The organism is Streptomyces himastatinicus ATCC 53653 (assembly GCF_000158915.1).
In the GTDB taxonomy this organism is placed as follows: Bacteria; Actinomycetota; Actinomycetes; order Streptomycetales; family Streptomycetaceae; genus Streptomyces; species Streptomyces himastatinicus.
Genome location: NZ_GG657754.1, coordinates 5,054,522 through 5,069,586, shown reverse-complemented (window position 1 = coordinate 5,069,586; position 15,065 = coordinate 5,054,522). Strand labels below are relative to the sequence as shown.

The following is a 15,065-nucleotide window of genomic DNA, read 5'->3' as shown; positions in this document are numbered from 1 at the left end:
GCCGGGCGAGGCGAAGCATGATGGGGCGCACATCTGGTGAGCGCGAGTCTGGAAAGGGCGCGCCAGGCTCAGGGCGTCGATGCCGGGGCTGCTGCCGAAGAGCAGGTCACGGGGCCGCAGGCGACTCTGCCGAGACCTCGATCTCGGTGGCCCCAAGGTTCGTGCCCTATACGTGCCCCATCAGCAGGGCACGTATAGGGCAATGTGCCGTCGATGAAGAGGGGATGGTCTGGACGACAATCAAGGCCCGGGTCTGTGACCTGGGCCTTTAGCGTGGAGCGGGTGACGAGAATCGAACTCGCGCTCTGAGCTTGGGAATCACCGACCCATTACGGTTGATCGTCCCGCTGACCTGCGTAAACGATACCTTTAGCGATCTTGGGTAAGGGCTCCTGGTGTCCGCTGTTGACCGTGGTCTACCGCTCGTTCTGGCACGTATCTGGCACGTATCTGGCACGGCTCCTCGCGCGGTGACTACCAGTGATGGGGACGTGCTGCGTTGATCAACCCAGTATTACGTGTGATGTCGCTCGCTGGTGCTGTCCTCGTCGTCGGGCCTCGGCGCGAAGAGGAGCTCTACTGAGGATTAATGCGTGATGTCGCCAGGGCCTATGGCGAGGCCGGTGCCGATGAGGCAGCCGGTGATGATGGTGGGCCGGTACTGGATCTGGCGTAGGGCCCGGCGGACTGCGGTGACCAGGTGCGTGTAATCGGCGAAGGCGATGTTGGCCAGGCTGGTGCGCCGCAGGCTGGACCAGATCCCCTCCACGGGGTTGAGGTCCGGTGCATAGGCCGGCAACTGGAACACCGTGAGCCAGTCCCGAGCCGTGATCCAGGCGCGCATCGCGCGACTGAGGTGCAGGCCGACGTTGTCCCAGACCAGCACGATCGGTCCGCCGAGCTGGGTGTGGGCGGCTGTGAGCAGGTCCCGTAAGTCCTTCCAGGAGAAGCCCTTACGACCGTCGGCCCGCCGGTCACCGGTGTGCCGGAAGACCAACCGCGGCCGCTCGCCGGGCTTGTAGCAGCACAGAGCGGCCACCGACAGGTGGCGTCTGCTGCCGCCGTTGACCCGGATCACCGGGGTGACGCCTCTGCGGGACCAGGTGCGGGCGGTGTGCGGCGTCATCGAGAACCCGGCCTCGTCGGCGAAGACGGTCCAGGCGCCGAGCGCCGCCGCGGTGGTTCCACGGCCGACCAGGTCTCCTTCACCCACGTCGCGACCGCCTTGTCGTCGCGCTGCACCGCCCTGCGAGCCGGAACCTGGGGCGACCAGCCGTGCCGGTGCAGCAACAGGCACACCCCGGGCCCGGTGTAGCTCTTGTGGAACATCCGCCCGATCAGTGTCCGGATCCGCGCGAGCGTCCAGCGCTCGTCAGGCCAGCCGTGCGCCACCGCCCCCAACGCCAGCGCCGCCTCCAGCTTCACGAACAACTCGTCGCTGAGCTTGGGCAGGGACGCCGGCCCCTTCGAGACCAGTCCCGCCTTACCCCGCTCGGCCCACTCGCGCCGCCAGCGCTGCACCGAGCGCACATGCACCCGCAGCATCTTCGCCACCTCGACGTTGTCACTACCAGCCGCGAACATCTCGCCCGCATCCAGACGGATCTGCTCGCGAAAAGCCCTCCGCTCGGCAGTCAGCCCGCCACCCTGCGCGTACCTCATGACCCTGGTGTACCGCGACAATCACGACCTGTCAGCACCCCACGACATCACGCATTACAAGTCAGTAGCAGCCTGTAGTAGGCCGCCGGGTTCGGATCGTCGGACATTCCCTAATCGCACCGTGACCGCCTCCTGAACAGGCCCGCGAACCTGCACTCGCGGGCACGTTGGAGTATCGCTAGTGTCGGAAGAGAGCTCCTCCAATCTACGAGGGGAGTGTGCGCGCATGTTCGAGGATATTTACATCCAGGTCGCGCATAATGAAATTGTGGGCCCGAAGATTCGCGCCCTCGCCCGGTTGCGAGAGGAAACTGCGGGCGAGACAATATCAGAACTGCGAGGCAACGTTCTCGATTGGCGCGGGTTTCTCCTGCCCGAGATATCAAAGAACATTGCAGGCTATGCATCTGCGATGGAACAATTCGAGAAGTCTCTACGCGACTTCCTCCGAAGCCGTTCTCCAGACTATGCACATCTGGAGGAGATTGCCGCCAGGCAACTCAGCAGCGCTGAGGATGAGGAACGAGAACTAAAAAAAAATGAGAGTGGCGAAAGAGGAGATGAAGGCGCGGATGGCCCTTGAGGGTGCCGCTTCTGCAAAAGAGAGAAAAACCTCTTGGCTCGAAAAATTCACGCCCTTGAGGCGGGAGCAAGAAGATCCACGCGAACGGGCCGATTATGAATACCAACGAGGCCTTGAACACCTTCACCAGGAAAGGGTGAAGGTTGCCAACCTCTACTCCGCCCTTAAGCGCATCGAGCTTGCACGCTGGGAAGAGTGGACCGAATCCCAGCAAGCCATCGAGATCCGCAAGGCTTTGTACGCACAATTCAACTCATCAGTCGCGGAAGCGATAAACCACCATGCAATGGCATGGGTAAATCACGCACTATCATCCGAAGAGCGCAAGACGAGCCAGAAAGATAGTGAAATGTCTGAAGCAGGTGATAATCCGCGAACGATCCGCGGAAGTCGCAAAAAGGTATTTCTCATCCACGGACGCCACGAAAAGATCGCCAGCGATATCCGCACATTCCTGCGAGCTCTCAGCCTCGAGCCGGTCGAGTGGTCTCAGGCAAAATCGAGTCTTAAGCAGGGCGCACCCTACATTGGCGACATAGTCATGGCAGGTATGCGACTGTCTGACGCAGTGGTTGTTCTATTGACGCCGGATGAATTGGTAGAGCTGCGCCCCGAACTGGCCAAAGAGGTTATTCCTGCAACTGCTGTAGATCATCAAGCTCGACCAAACGTGTACTATGAGGCCGGAATTGCTGATGCCCTCGACCGAGATCACACGATCATTGTCGAGATTGGAACGGTCCGCCCATTTTCAGACGTATCTGGGAGGCATGTCGTTCGATTCAACGGTAGCCAGCAGGCGCGCTTGGATCTGCGTGATGCCTTGCGTAGCGCTGATCTTTTGGTCGACGACAGCGGTCGGGACTGGATTAGCGTGGGTAGCTTTGACGAAAGGGTCGCAACCTGACACCTACTCCACACGGCTCGCTGGTCTGTTCTTATCATCTGTCAGCCGGGCCGTCGCTGGGTCGTCCGACTCCCCGATGTCCCTCGTTCAGGGAAACCCGCTGCTTGGGCGGCTTAACCCCAGCCTCGGACCGCGACTCATGGACCTGAGCTGTCAGCTCGTCTGAGCCTCGACCCGGATGGAGGATGCGAACGAGGCCGTTGCTCCACGACGCCTCGGACTGCCAAGGCTGCCGGTCGTGGAGTGGCCAGACGCCTGCACCGACGACAGCCCGCGCAGCCTGCACTGTAAGTCCCGCCACCTTGTCCCTTGGGCCAACCGCCAGCCGTTCATCTGGGTCGACGACGAGATCAGCGCCATGAACCCCCTCCGGTCGCTACCCCACACCCTGGGCCGTCACTCCTTCATTGCGTCGACCCGACCAAAGGCCTCGCAGACCGACTTCTCCGCGCTCGCCGGTTGGCTCCGTGCCGCTGCGGCGAGCCGAGACACAAGACCAGGCGATTAGAAGATGCGGGCAAGCCTCTGTGGGGCCGTCCGATCGGAGTACGTCGGCACCGTGCTGGGCTGCTGAGTGTCGCCTCCGTCTGCCGTCGTTGCCGTCAGCGGTGCTGCTCTGTAACCACCCGCACTGGGAGTTCGGTCACTGGGCCGCGCGGCCTGCTCCGCCCACGACGCTGAGGGTTGGCGGTGCCCCTGTAGTGCGTTGCCAGTCTCCGCAGCCTATGGCGGCGCTGTCCTGCTGCGGCCCGATCCGGTGACTGATTCATCACCTCTCGTGACAACCCGGCCCTGCGCCGATGAACGTACGTCCCGCTCCGAACGCAACGTGCCAGCGCGGGAACCTGCACCGACCTAACGACTTAAAGGCCCACGAGGCCGTAACCTACGTGCATGGTGAGCCTGCAATCCAATGCGCTTCGGTCGCGACTGGCGGAGTTCGTGCGCTACCGACAGGAACATCTCTCAGGGGACGAGAAGGGTGAAGCCCAGGTTTATTTGGATCGGTTCTTTCGCGCCCTAGGGCATGAAGGTGTACGCGAGGCCGGGGCTACTCTAGAAATGCGTATCAAGCAGCGAGATCAGAAAGGCACTGCCTTTGCAGATCTCATGTGGAAGCCGCGCTGTCTCATCGAAATGAAGCGTGCTGACACAGACCTGTCGAAACACTACCGACAGGCTTTTGACTATTGGGTTCAGGCCGTCCCGGATAGACCTCGATATGTGATCTTGTGCAACTTTGATCAGTTCTGGATTTACGACTTCGATCAGCAACTTGATGAGCCGGTAGACCGTGTGCTGCTGGGCGATCTGCCACAGAGAGCCGATGCGCTCGCCTTTCTGTTCCCAATTGAGCAAAGCCCCGTCTTTCGTAACGACCTCGTCGCCGTAACGAGAGAAGCGGCTGCCGATGTGGCCCGCGTATTCAAACAAATCCACGGCCGGGGAGTCCCTCGCCTGAAAGCGCAAGTCTTCACCCTCCAGTCCGTCATGGCAATGTTCGCTGAAGACATAGGCATGCTCCCCGAGCACCTATTCACCCGGGCTCTACATGATTCATCGTCTGGCAGTGATGCCTATGACTTGCTATTCGGCCTCTTCCGTGAGATGAACACGCCTGGCCCTACGCCGGCCGGACGCTATAAGGGGACTCCATACTTCAACGGCGGACTGTTTTCGGAGGTATATCCAGTTGAGCTAACAGACGACGAATTGGACGATCTTCGGCGAGCATGCGAGACTGACTGGTCCGCTGTGCGGCCGGAGATCTTCGGGACCCTCTTCGAAGGGTCCATGGAGGAAAGTGAGCGCCACGCCCAGGGAGCCCACTTCACGAGCCAGACAGATATTGCCAAGATTGTCGGCCCTGTGATTGTTAATCCGTGGCGAGAACGCATTTCGAAGGCAGGGGCCATCCCTGAACTTGAGAAACTTCTCCTGGAGTTGAGCAGTTACACAGTCCTGGATCCCGCATGCGGGTCAGGAAACTTCCTCTACGTCGCGTACAGAGAACTACGCAGGATTGAACACGAGATCCAGAACCTGATCTCAGAACGTAGGCGCGGTCGCCACGTTGGACAGCAATCTATCTCCTACGTGCCAACAGACCACTTCTTTGGGATCGACATCAACCCTTTCGCGGTTGAGGTCGCCAAGGTCACCATGATGTTGGCAAAAAAACTCTCGACCGATGAGCTTGGAGATCATCAGGAGGTTCTTCCTCTCGACAACTTGAGCGGCACGATCGTGGCTGCTGACGCTCTGTTCTCTGAGTGGCCTAAGGCGAACGCGATCGTCGGTAACCCACCGTTCCTTGGGCGTCGCGGCATGATCGATGATCTGGGGGCGGAATACTGTCAGCTGCTGAGTCGCGAATATCCGAACATCTCGGGGGTTTCGGACTTCGTCACGTACTGGTTCCCCAAGGCTCATGCCCACCTACCTCCGGGGGGACGCGCGGGCCTGGTTGCCACTAAGTCGATCCGTGAGAACGACTCGCGGAAGTCAAGCCTTGATTACATCGAGGCTAATGGGGGCCACATTTTCGAGGCAGTATCCAGCCAGCGCTGGTCAGGCGATGCGCAGGTGCATGTTTCGATTGTCAACTGGAGCAAGGGGGTCGATGTGACTCCTAAAATCCTTTGGCTAAGTGATCAGTTGCGCCTTGAGGTAAAGGAAATCTCGCCCACGCTCCGCCCTGGCTTCGACGTCCGCAAGGCCAAGGATATTGAGGCAAATACCTCTCCTCAGGTTTGCTTCGAAGGGCAGACTCCCGGAATGACTAAGGGTAAGGGGTTCATCCTCGATCGAGAAGGTAAGCGAACTCTGGCTAAGGCGGGCAGCAGCGTAAAGGTCATCCATCCTTTCCTGGGTGGTCGAGAGATGCTTCGCAATACCGCTATTGATCGCTGGGTAATTGACATCGGCCTCGATGACTCTCTCGAAGCGCGGTCCTCTTATCCCAATATGATGAAATACCTCGAAGATTGGGTATTGCCGAAGCGAGAAGAGGCGGCGGCCAAGGAGGAGGCGCGTAACAAGAAGGTCCTGCGTGCCAACCCGAAGGCCCGAGTGAACAAGCATCACGCGAACTTCCTAGCCCGCTGGTGGAAACTCGCCTATCGCCGAACGGAAATGCTCGACGCGCTGGCTCAGTCTGACCGATACCTCGCCACGTCACGTCACGCCAGTGTCAATAGGCCAACAGTCTTTTCTTTTGTGGACTACGCTGTCCATCCGGGTGACTCGATGACCGTCTTCTCGCTTGATGACGACTACTCATTTGGTATCTTGAGTAGCGATTACCACGGGGTTTGGGTGCGGGCTCGGTGCTCGTACCTCAAATCTGATCCGCGCTACACCTCATCGACTGTTTGGGCGAGCTTCCCGTGGCCGCAAGCGCCAACTAGCGATCAGGTTAAGGAGATCGTGGAGGTCTCGGCGCGACTACTTGAGTTGCGGCAACGGCATTACGAGAGAGGCATTCCTCTTGAAGCTCAATATGCATCGCTGCAACGACCTGGAAAGAATGATTTGCGGGACCTGCATGCGGAACTCGATGAAGCCGTACGAAAAGCTTACGGTTTCGCGCCCGACGAGGACAAGCTCGCTCAGCTGTATGCACTCAATCAGGCACTTGCGAGCGAAACGGCAGCGGTCTGGGGCCCTAAGTCCGCAAGACACATGGACGTCCGCGTGACGGACTACCGAATTTCACCCCCTGTGGGGTGATTGGGATGCCTGGAAGCGCGGTCGGCGGAGCGGCTTTGGGCTGGAGCTGCTTTGGGGCGAGAGATCATGGCCCCGTAAGCTTCCGGCGCGTCGGGCAGTCTGTGGACCTGCCCGTTAAAGCACGACGTTGGGGCCATGATCTTAGAGGCTCGCCCCAAAGTGGCTGCCTAAAGCCGTGGAGCCGACCGGCCCCAGCCACGACGTACCCCTTCTCTGACATCAGGCGGCTGTCTGCTGTGCGCGCAGCACGGGCGGCGGCCGGGCTGGAGCGGGGCGGAGACAGGAGCGCAGGCCCGGCCGGGGGCCGGGCCGCGCGCGGGGAGCGAAGCGAGCCGCCTTGAACCCGTAGAGAAGGTTGTAACTCACTGCTTGCGCTTGGTGCTCTAAAACTGACGATCACCGTTGACACCTGGGTCTCCGATCACTACGGAGATCCACATGCTGAAGTCCAGCCCCACCACCCCGCCGCTTGACCGTGAGGCCAAGCGGCGCCTGGCGGTGATACGCCACGTCGAAGAGGTCACCGGGAACGTCGCGATGTCCTGCCGCTACTTCGGGATCAGCCGGCAGGCGTACTACACCTGGTACCGCCGTTACCAGGCCGAGGGCGTCGAGGGCCTGCGCACCCGCTCCAAGGCCCCGAAGACATCCCCGAACGCGACCCATGTCGAGGTGGTCGGGAAGATCATCTACCTGCGGCAGAACTACCATTTCGGCCCGGAGAAGATCGCGATGTACCTCAAGCGGTACCACGACGTCACCATCAGCAAGTCGGGCGTGTGGCGGATCCTGAACCGGCTGGACATGGGCCGCCTGCCAGCCTCGCAGCGCTACAAGCGCCACGACCGCCGATGGAAGCGGTACGAGAAGCAGCTGCCCGGCCACCGCGTCCAGATTGACGTCAAGTTCATCGAGCCCCTGGCCAACACAGCCCAGGGCAGGCGTGGTGGGCGGAACAAGTACTACCAGTTCACCGCGATCGACGACTGCACTCGCCTGCGCATCCTGCGGATCTACCCGCAGCTGAACCAGAAGACCGCCGTCCAGTTCCTCGACTACGTCCTTCAGCGCCTGCCGTTCCAGGTCGAGGTCATCCAGACCGACAACGGCGCCGAGTTCCAGTCCGCGTTCCACTGGCACGTGCTCGACAAGGGCATCGCCCACACCTACATCAAGCCCCGAACTCCGCGGCTGAACGGCAAAGTCGAACGCTCTCACCGCATCGACGCCGAGGAGTTCTACCGCCTGCTCGACGGCGTAGTCATCGACGATGCCGAGGTCTTCAACGACAAGCTGCGCGAGTGGGAGGACTACTACAACTACCATCGCCCCCACGGCGGCCTCGGCGGCCACACCCCTTACGAACGCCTCAAGCAGAAGACCACGACCCAGGCGTAATCGGTGATCGTCAGTGGCACAGCTGGCGCTTGGCGCGTTCGTGCTCGGCGATGCTGATGATGGTCTCCGCGCCGTCGATCTGGTGACGGAGCCTGTTGAGCACGTCGGTGCGGGCCGAGTTGATGAGGTGGTCCGTGGTCGGCGTGGTGCCGGTTGAGGTGCCGGTGGGGACCCAGAAGGTCTTGTGGCAGTGGTCGCGGATGATCTCCTGGCAGGTGCGGATCACCCAGTTCATGGCCACGGTGATCTCGGCGCGGTGGAGTTGGTCCAGGTCCCGGCTGCCGTTGTTGTGAGGGCGCGGTGTCATTCGGTGTGGCCTGTGACCGGCGTCGACTTCACGGTGAACCAGACCGTCTTGCCCACGGTGTGCTCGATGTCGCCCCAGGAGTCGGCGAGTTCGGCGACGAGGAGGAGGCCGCGGCCGTGTTCGCTGTCGGGGCGCGGGGCTTGGGAGACGGGGCGGCCGGGGCCGGAGTCGCGTACTTCGATGCGTACCTCCTCCTCGGTGGCCTCGATGCGCACCCGGAACAGCCGGCCGGGCGGGACGCCGTGGAGGAGCGCATTGGTCGCGAGTTCCGATACGCAGAGCTCGATCTCGTCTAAGCGATCGACGTAGCCCCACTCGGAGAGTGTTCGGGTCACGAACTGTCGGCTTGCCTGGATGGATGGCTTGCGCCGCGTGAACAACTGCTGGCCCGTCAAGTGCACGGCCGGTCACCGCCTCAGAGCGTGCTGTGAGATTGAGGTCACCTTATTGCTATTCATGAAAGGTGGCAAGGTAGTCTCAAGGGCGGTGGCCATGGGGTCGCTTACTGTGTAAAGCGGCAAGGTTGGCGAGTCCGATCAAGCTTGAGGAGGGGTTCGGTGTCTGGCGACGCTTGGGTCAGTACCTCGATGCCTTATCTGCGACCGGCTGCCGGAGGGCAGGGGGATGTGTGGGGGCAGGAGACCGCAGCGCGCGGGCGCCGGGGCACGCAGCGGATCGTGGGGGCGGGGGAAGTGCCCGCTCCGGAGGCGGTGGCCCGGCTGCTGGGGCTTGCGGAGGGGGAACGGGTCGTCGTGCGGCGGCGGATCCTGTACCTGGACGAGCAGCCGTGCGAGCTGACCGACTCCTACTACCCGGCCGATATCGCAGCCGGGACCGCGCTCGCGGGCACCACGAAGATCCGCGGCGGGGCGGTGGCGTTGCTCGCTGAGCTGGGTTACGTAGGGCGGCGCGTGCAGGAAGATGTGACGGCCCAGATGCCGGATGAGGAAGAGCGGGAGCTGTTGCAGACCGCTGCCGTCGAGCCCGTGCTGCGGCTGGAGCGAGTGGTCCTCGACGGGGACGAGCGGGCCATCCAGGCCGACCTGATCACCATGCCCGCCCACCGGCAGCGTCTGCGCTACGAACTCACGATGGGATGACCGTGCCCAAGGCCGAACAGAACGCCGTCGACCGGCGGTCGCTGCACGAGCGGATCGCCGCCGATCTACGGGACGAAATCATGTCGGGCGACCTCCGCCCCGGCGCGAACCTGCCGTCTACCGCACAGCTCAAGGAGCGGTTCTCGGCGTCGAACGCGACCGTGCAGAAGGCGCTTCAACTGCTGAAGGACGAGGGCCTGGCGGTGGGTCGCGCGGGAGCGGCCGTCACCGTGCGGGAGCATCGGCAGCGCACCATGCGCCCCGCCTCGTACATGGCTGCGGCAGCGCCCGGTGATCCGTACCGGTGGATCAGTGAGGCCGCCAGTCATCAGACGCGCGGGAGCAGCCGACTCCTGGACGTGGCCGAGGTCCGGCCGCCCGCCGATGTCGCCGAGGCGCTGCGCCTTCCGGAGGACGGCCTGGCGCTGCTGCGGGCGCAGGCGTTGCTCATGGACGACGAGCCGGTGGAGCTGGTGAAGTCCTACTACCCGCTCGAACTGGCCCGCGGCACGGCGATGATGGACCGCCGCAAGATCAAGGGCGGCACCCCGGCGCTCCTCGCGGAGCTGGGTTACCCGCCCCGCCTCAGCGTCGACAAGGTGTCCGCCCGCGTGCCCACTCAGGAGCAGTACACGGTCCTCGGCCTGCCCGGGAATCTTCCCGTGCTACGGACGCTGCGGGTGGTGTACAGCGACGACGAACGCCCCATCGAGGCCACGGTGATGGCCAAGGCCGGTCACCTCTATGAGCTGCGGTACGAGTTCACCCCTTCCTGACTGCGGGCCACGAAGGACCTGCCGACCCGTCTGAGCTGCACCACTTCAGCCGAAAACTGGGAGCCCCCGCGTGAGTGAGCGGAAGAAGTCGTTCCTGTACGTCGTCGTCTGTGCGGCCGGGATCGCCGATGACGTCGGCAAGCTGATCAACGCGGCGCAGGAGCGGGGCTGGGACGTGGGTGTGATCGCCACGCCGCAGGGCCTGGGCTTCATCGACGCCCAAGCGGTCGAGGCCCAGACGGGCTATCCGATCCGCTCCGCCTGGCGCTCTCCCGGCGACCCGCGGTCACTCCCACCTCCGGACGCGATCGCGGTCGCCCCGGCAACGTTCAACACGATCAACAAGTGGGCCGCCGGGATCTCGGACACCCTGGCCGTGGGCATCCTGTGCGAGGCGTACGGCATGGGTGTCCCGACCGCCGCCCTGCCCTACCTCAACGCCGCCCAGGCCGCGCACCCCGCTTACCGGCAGAGCCTGGAACGGCTGCGCGAGATGGGCGTGCTCATCGCCGACTACGAACCACACCAGCCGAAGGCGGGCGGAGGCTGCGACCGGTTCCGGTGGGAGCAAGCGGTGGAGCTTCTCACACCCGCGCTGCGTTCTGGCACGGAGCGGGCACGAAACGGGCGCGAGACGCCGAGAGAGGTCTAGACAACAAAGAAGCCCCGGGCCGCTGGCCTGGGGCTTTCGTATGGAGCGGGTGACGAGAATCGAACTCGCGCTCTGAGCTTGGGAAGCTCATGTTCTACCATTAAACTACACCCGCGAGAGGGGCCGATTGCTCGGTGCCTCATCGTCGCTCACTGTACCCCATGGCTGACCCCCGGCGCATTCGCTGTGGGGTTTTCGTGCTTTTCGGGGGTGATGTCAGGTGGGTGGAGTGGTGGAAGGTGCTGTGGGGGTGGGGGAGTTGGGGCGTACCGTGGGGGGCGGAGTGCCGCGTGGAGCGGTGTGCGGTTGATCCCCTAATGTGGCTTTTGTCGTCCGCGTCGTCCACGTTTATGGGGAAGGGACTCAATGGAGCGCACCGTCGTCCGTTGTGCCGAAGGGCATGTGTTCAGCACCTCGTCGTTCCCGATGCGGCACCTCACGGTGGACCGCATCGGGCCCGGGCGGCTGCTGCGGTGTCCGCGTTGCGCCAGGCTCCGGCATGCGGTGCCGGTGGGGCGCGAGGAGCGGTAGGAACCGTAGGGGCAGCGGGTAGTTGCGGTAGTCGAACGAAGATCGTGGGCGTGGGCCCGGTCCCCGGTGGGGCCGGGCCCACGTCATGGGATGTGCGGTGGGGCCGGGCCCGCGCCATGGGGCGGGGGTGGTTTGCGTATCCTCGTTCCGTGCTTCTCTCAGATAAGGACATCCGGACGGAGATCGACGCCGGACGGGTGCGGATCGATCCGTATGACCCGGCGATGGTGCAGCCGTCGAGCATCGACGTCAGGTTGGACCGGTTCTTCCGGGTCTTCGAGAACCATCGCTATCCGCATATCGATCCGGCGGTGGAGCAGCCGGATCTGACGCGGCTGGTGGAGCCGGAGGGGGATGAGGCGTTCATCCTGCATCCGGGGGAGTTCGTGCTCGCCTCGACGTACGAGGTGGTCTCGCTGCCCGTGGACATCGCCTCGCGGCTCGAGGGGAAGTCGAGCCTGGGGCGGCTGGGGCTGCTGACGCATTCGACGGCCGGGTTCATCGACCCGGGGTTCTCGGGCCATGTGACGCTCGAGCTGTCGAACGTCGCGACGCTGCCGATAAAGCTGTGGCCGGGGATGAAGATCGGGCAGCTGTGCATGTTCCGGCTGACCTCGCCCGCCGAGCATCCGTACGGCTCGGTCAAGTACGGCTCCCGCTACCAGGGGCAGCGTGGGCCCACGCCTTCGCGGTCGTTCCAGAACTTCCACCGGACGAAGGTGTGACCGGCCGTGGGTGAGGAGCGCGAGAACCTTTCATACGAGCGCTTCGGCACGGCCGTCCGCGAGCTGGCGCAGGCCATCGCGGACGACGGGTACGAGCCGGACATCGTGCTGTCCATAGCCCGCGGCGGGGTCTTCGTCGCCGGTGGGCTGGCGTACGCGCTGGACTGCAAGAACATCCACCTGGTGAACGTGGAGTTCTACACGGGCGTGGGCACCACCCTCGACATGCCGGTGATGCTCGCGCCGGTGCCCAACGCGATCGACTTCTCCGACAAGAAGGTGCTGATCGCGGACGATGTCGCGGACACCGGCAAGACGCTGAAGCTGGTCCGCGACTTCTGCCTCGGGACCGTCGCCGAGGTGCGCAGCGCCGTGATCTACGAGAAGTCGCAGTCGCTCGTGAAGTGCGAGTACGTGTGGAAGCGCACCGAGCAGTGGATCAACTTCCCCTGGAGTGTCGAGCCGCCCGTCGTGCGGCGTGACGGGCAGGTGCTCGACGCGTAAGAAGGAGCGTAAGAAGTAAAGGGGCCCGGGTCCGGGCCCCTTGCTTACAGGGTTCCCAGCTTCACCAGCGACAGCAGCGCGACCAGCTGGATCGCCGACGCGCCCAGCGCCTTCGGCCACGGCAGGTCGTGCGACTTGCTCACCATGGACGTGAACAGCGCACCCGCCGCCAGCCAGGTCGCCCAGCCCAGCACCTGCACCAGGGGGCTGTCGCCGCCCAGGAAGACCGCGAACAGCAGCCGCGGCGCGTCGGTGATCGACATGATCAGCATGGAGAGGCCGATCGTCGGTCCCCAGGTGCCGTCGCCGCCGAGCTGGCGGGCGAGGGTGTGGGTCACCGCGCCGAGCACCAGGGCGCTGATCACGACGGCGACGCCCGCGCTGAGGATCCACGGGATGCTGTTGGCCATCGGGGCGTTCAGGACGTCCTTACGGGCGTCGTCGAAGCCGAAGACCGCCAGCAGACCGTAGACGAAGGTCACGATGAGGGCCGGGACCCACACCGTGTAGTCGCGCATCTGCCAGAAGGTGCCCGCAGGGCGCAGCACGATGCCGCTCAGCAGCTGCTTCCAGTGCAGCCTGGGTCCGGCGGGCGGGGCGGTGGAGGAGCCGGCGCGGTAGGTGCTGCCGTCGTCGTACGAACCGGGCCCCTGGCCGTACGGGTCGTACGCGTCGGGCGCCTCGCCCACGCTGAACGCCTGCGTATGGCCGGCGTTGTTGTCGGCGTACGCACCAGGGCCGCCGGGGCCGCCGGAACCGCCCGGTCCGCCCGGCCTGCCGGGTCCCGGTCTGTACCCGCCTCCCTGACCGCCGCCCTGTCCCCCGCCCGGGCCGTAGCCCTGGTCCGGGCCCGGACCGCCGCCGGGGCCGTAGTACGGGTCCTGGCTGCCGAAGTACTCCGGCTCTCCCTGTGTAGCGGGCTGCTGCCACTGCGGCTGCGTCCGGCCGTACGGGTCCTGCGACCCGTGCGGCGGCTGCTGCGGTCGCTGCTGCTGCCCTTGTTGCGCGGAGTGGGAGTCCCGTCCGCGTCCGATCCTGAATCCAGCCACCATTCGAACGTACCCGGTCGCGGAGGGTGGGGTGCCGGAGCGAGGGGACAGGCCCGGCATTGCTGCCGAGCTGTGACATCCCTTAGGGGGACCCTGGGGGGTTGTCCCCCGTGCGGGCCTCCGGTTGGTGCTCCCCGATCGCTAACGGCCCCCGGCGAAGGGCCTGCTGGAGAATTTGATCTTGTCGGAGGTGCCGTTCGTGATCCACCACCGCTCGGGCCGTTCGCCGTACAGGGAGAAGGCGATGCCCGGGCCCCAGGCGAGCACGATCTCGTCCTTGCCGTCGTGATCGAAGTCCGCCGCGCCGTAGAGCCGGGCGGCGCGCTCGTCCTCGCGTACGGCCTTGCCGTCCATCCGGGCCGGGACGGTGCGGGCGAGGGTGTGGCGGGCGGTGGCCAGGCGCCCGGGGCGCGGGGCCAGCATCCGGGCGCCGCCGGAGCCGAGCGGGACGGCCAGCTCGTCGGCGCCGTTGCCGTCGGTGTCGGCGGCCATCATCATCCCCGACATGCCGGGCACCGGGAGGGAGGGGGAGGAGCGGACGTAGCGGCCCGTGGCGGTGCCGTAGTAGACGCTCACCGTGCGGCCGATGTCCGGCTTCTCCGTGGCGTCGCCGCCCTCGTCGGCGCGGGTGCCGCTGGCGCCGACGGCGACGTCCCGGCGGGCGTCCCCGTCGAAGTCGCCGAAGGCGATCGAGTCGCCCTCGCGCAGCGCGCGCCCGGTGTGGCGCAGCCCCCGCGGGCCCGCGGTCAGGAGGATGGAGCCGGACTGGGCGGCGGCGCTGAGCCCGTGCACGACCAGGTCGGTGGGACGGTCGCCGCGGATCCGGTCGGCGACGAGGTCGCCGATCTCGGCGTGCCCGCCGCGGAACGGGCTGCGGTACGGCACGGTCTTCGCGGGCTTGCCCGCGCGGCTGAACGGCCCGTAGAGGACGAGGAACGAGCGGCGGTTCGCGCGGACCAGCGCCAGGTCGTGGTGGCCGTCGCCGTTGAAGTCGCCGACGGTCGGGCGCTGGGGGTCGACGGAGTCGGTGGGGCCGGTGAGCCGGACGCGGGCGGCGGAGCGGGCGTGCGGCGGGCCGCCCGCGCTGCCCCAGGCGATGTACGGGACGGTCCGGACCGTGGCGCGGGTGCGCTTGGCCT

At 64.8% G+C, this 15,065-nt stretch carries 14 protein-coding genes, 1 tRNA gene and 1 pseudogene; 10 read left to right on the top strand and 6 right to left on the bottom strand.

The genetic code is table 11. The features are described 5' to 3' along the window. Positions 1–586 precede the first annotated feature (586 nt). A protein-coding gene (locus SSOG_RS58470; RefSeq protein WP_425385400.1) for an IS630 family transposase occupies positions 587–1,662 on the bottom strand; the annotation gives its coding sequence in 2 pieces (ribosomal slippage) (positions 587–1,213 and positions 1,216–1,662; 1,074 coding nt in all). Between the two features lie 226 nt (positions 1,663–1,888). Between SSOG_RS58470 and SSOG_RS52460 the strand changes: the two genes are divergently transcribed. The 5 genes and pseudogenes from SSOG_RS52460 to SSOG_RS21215 all read left to right on the top strand — a co-directional run bounded on the left by SSOG_RS52460 (position 1,889) and on the right by SSOG_RS21215 (position 8,282). After that, positions 1,889–2,245 carry a hypothetical protein gene (locus tag SSOG_RS52460; protein WP_154685963.1) on the top strand — a complete coding sequence of 119 codons (357 nt, stop codon included), beginning with the start codon at positions 1,889–1,891 and terminating at the stop codon, positions 2,243–2,245. Further along, entirely contained in the window at positions 2,208–3,152 is a 945-nt protein-coding gene (locus SSOG_RS48690) for a TIR domain-containing protein (RefSeq protein WP_167542501.1), read from the top strand. Before SSOG_RS52460 ends, SSOG_RS48690 begins: the two co-directional genes overlap by 38 nt. 88 nt (positions 3,153–3,240) lie before the next feature. Beyond that, positions 3,241–3,660 (top strand): annotated as a pseudogene (locus SSOG_RS56170) (hypothetical protein); the annotation flags it as partial. A gap of 386 nt (positions 3,661–4,046) precedes the next feature. Continuing rightward, positions 4,047–6,884 carry a DNA methyltransferase gene (locus SSOG_RS51930; RefSeq protein WP_110092151.1) on the top strand — a complete coding sequence of 946 codons (2,838 nt, stop codon included), beginning with the start codon at positions 4,047–4,049 and terminating at the stop codon, positions 6,882–6,884. 438 nt (positions 6,885–7,322) lie between these two features. Continuing rightward, positions 7,323–8,282, top strand: a complete 960-nt coding sequence (locus tag SSOG_RS21215; protein WP_009716287.1) for an IS481 family transposase — start codon at positions 7,323–7,325, stop codon at positions 8,280–8,282. A 10-nt stretch (positions 8,283–8,292) separates the two neighbouring features. Here the strand turns inward: SSOG_RS21215 and SSOG_RS21210 are convergent, their stop codons facing one another. Both SSOG_RS21210 and SSOG_RS21205 read right to left on the bottom strand, forming a co-directional pair. Next, a complete protein-coding gene (locus SSOG_RS21210; RefSeq protein ID WP_009716286.1) occupies positions 8,293–8,589 on the bottom strand; it encodes a hypothetical protein in 297 nt (98 codons plus the stop codon). Further along, positions 8,586–8,984, bottom strand: a complete 399-nt coding sequence (locus SSOG_RS21205; RefSeq protein WP_039938247.1) for an ATP-binding protein — start codon at positions 8,982–8,984, stop codon at positions 8,586–8,588. Before SSOG_RS21205 ends, SSOG_RS21210 begins: the two co-directional genes overlap by 4 nt. Positions 8,985–9,146: 162 nt before the next feature. Between SSOG_RS21205 and SSOG_RS21200 the strand changes: the two genes are divergently transcribed. The 3 genes from SSOG_RS21200 (at position 9,147) to SSOG_RS21190 (ending at position 11,117) form a co-directional block, all read left to right on the top strand. Beyond that, complete coding sequence (locus SSOG_RS21200; RefSeq protein ID WP_009716284.1) at positions 9,147–9,689, top strand: GntR family transcriptional regulator; 543 nt, start codon at positions 9,147–9,149, stop codon at positions 9,687–9,689. Further along, a complete protein-coding gene (locus tag SSOG_RS21195) occupies positions 9,686–10,465 on the top strand; it encodes a GntR family transcriptional regulator (RefSeq protein ID WP_009716283.1) in 780 nt (259 codons plus the stop codon). Before SSOG_RS21200 ends, SSOG_RS21195 begins: the two co-directional genes overlap by 4 nt. 70 nt (positions 10,466–10,535) lie before the next feature. Beyond that, complete coding sequence (locus SSOG_RS21190; RefSeq protein WP_009716282.1) at positions 10,536–11,117, top strand: flavoprotein; 582 nt, start codon at positions 10,536–10,538, stop codon at positions 11,115–11,117. 41 nt (positions 11,118–11,158) lie between these two features. Here the strand turns inward: SSOG_RS21190 and SSOG_RS21185 are convergent. Further along, positions 11,159–11,232: transfer RNA gene (locus SSOG_RS21185), tRNA-Gly, on the bottom strand. Positions 11,233–11,797: 565 nt separating this feature from the next. Between SSOG_RS21185 and dcd the strand changes: the two genes are divergently transcribed. Further along, positions 11,798–12,373 carry a dCTP deaminase gene (gene dcd / locus SSOG_RS21180; RefSeq protein WP_009716281.1) on the top strand — a complete coding sequence of 192 codons (576 nt, stop codon included), beginning with the start codon at positions 11,798–11,800 and terminating at the stop codon, positions 12,371–12,373. 6 nt (positions 12,374–12,379) lie between these two features. Then, complete coding sequence (locus SSOG_RS21175; RefSeq protein ID WP_009716280.1) at positions 12,380–12,877, top strand: phosphoribosyltransferase; 498 nt, start codon at positions 12,380–12,382, stop codon at positions 12,875–12,877. Between the two features lie 44 nt (positions 12,878–12,921). On the opposite strand, the gene SSOG_RS21170 is transcribed toward SSOG_RS21175, so the two are convergent. Then, a complete protein-coding gene (locus tag SSOG_RS21170) occupies positions 12,922–13,929 on the bottom strand; it encodes a Yip1 family protein (protein WP_009716279.1) in 1,008 nt (335 codons plus the stop codon). A gap of 138 nt (positions 13,930–14,067) precedes the next feature. Further along, positions 14,068–15,065: FG-GAP repeat protein (locus SSOG_RS21165; RefSeq protein WP_009716278.1), on the bottom strand; the 998-nt coding region annotated here is incomplete at its 5' end.